We start from the raw sequence: 1,302 nt of genomic DNA on the forward strand, positions 1-1,302 counted from the left end.
GGGCCGCCACCGTCGGCGGGTACGGCACGGCGCGTACGGTGTCCGCGCTTGGCGACCCGCCCGCGGCGATGACCCGCAGGTCCTGCTCGGCCTGCCCGGCCGACAGCCGCTGCGCGGGATCCTTGCGCAGCAGCCCCTCGATGACCGGGGCCAGCGGACCGGCCCGGCGTGGCGGCGGCAGCTCCTCGTCGACGATCGCGCGCAGCGTGCTCAGCGGGGTGTCCTGGCGGAACGGGGAGTGGCCCTCGACCGCCGCGTACAGCAGCACCCCGAGCGACCACAGGTCGGACTCCGGGCCCGGTGTGCGGCCGAGCGCCCGCTCCGGGGCGAGGAACTCGGGCGAGCCGATCACCTCCCCGGTCATCGTCAGCGCGGAGCTGCCCTCGACCATGGCGATCCCGAAGTCGGTGAGCACGATCCGGCCGTCGTTCGAGATCAGCACATTGGCCGGTTTCACGTCCCGGTGCAGCACCCCGGCCTCGTGCGCGGCCCGCAGCGCGGCCAGCACCTCGGCGCCGATGTGCGCGGCACGCTGCGGCGGCATCGGGCCCTCGGCGTCCAGGACCTCCGCCAGGGAGAGCCCGCGCACCAGCTCCATGACGATCCACGGCCGGCCGCCGTCCGTCGCCACGTCGTACACCGTCACCACGTTCCGGTTGGCGACCCGGGCCGCCGCCCACGCCTCCCGCTCCAGCCGGGCGTACATCCGCCGCACGTCGTCGCCCCCCAGCCCGGCCGGGGCGCGCACCTCCTTGACGGCGACCTCGCGGTGCAGCACCTCGTCGCGGGCGCGCCACACCGTCCCCATACCGCCCTCGCCGAGCGGTGCCAGGAGCCGGTAGCGGCCCGCGATCACACGCTCATGGCCCGGTTCTTCGGACACGGCGCCCCCATTCGCAGCCGGGCGGAATCTCCACGAGGTCTGTTTTCCCCATGACGTCGGATTTCCTCACGAACGTAACTCAGCCCAGCGCGGATGCCGCCCCCTTGAACACCAGTCCGGCCCCGAGCGCCACCACGGCGAAGGCCGAACCGAGCGGGGCGGTCCGGCGCACCAGGGCCGCCATCGGGCCCGCCGTCCAGCGGGGGCGCCGGTCCAGGAGCCGGGTCATGCCGCTGCCCGCCTTGACGACGGCGTACCCGGCGGCCGTGAGGGTGAGCGCGAGCCCGACGCCGTACGCGACGACGAGCAGCAGACCGAACCAGGCCTGCCCGAGGGCCGCGGCGCCGACGAGCACCACCACGGCGGACGGGCTGGGCACGAGCCCGCCCGCGAACCCCATGAGGATCGTGCCGCGGAGG

General features: G+C 75.1%; 1 protein-coding gene and 1 pseudogene. Both read right to left on the reverse strand.

Annotation, left to right across the window (positions count from 1 at the left end; translation table 11 throughout):
• The coding region (locus CA983_RS43805; RefSeq protein ID WP_143645850.1) for a serine/threonine-protein kinase at nucleotides 1-883 on the reverse strand (883 nt) is incomplete at its 3' end.
• A gap of 79 nt (nucleotides 884-962) precedes the next feature.
• Nucleotides 963-1,302: pseudogene (locus CA983_RS43810) on the reverse strand (nickel transporter); the annotation flags it as partial.

This window comes from Streptomyces swartbergensis, assembly GCF_002148965.1.
Classification (GTDB): domain Bacteria; phylum Actinomycetota; class Actinomycetes; order Streptomycetales; family Streptomycetaceae; genus Streptomyces; species Streptomyces swartbergensis.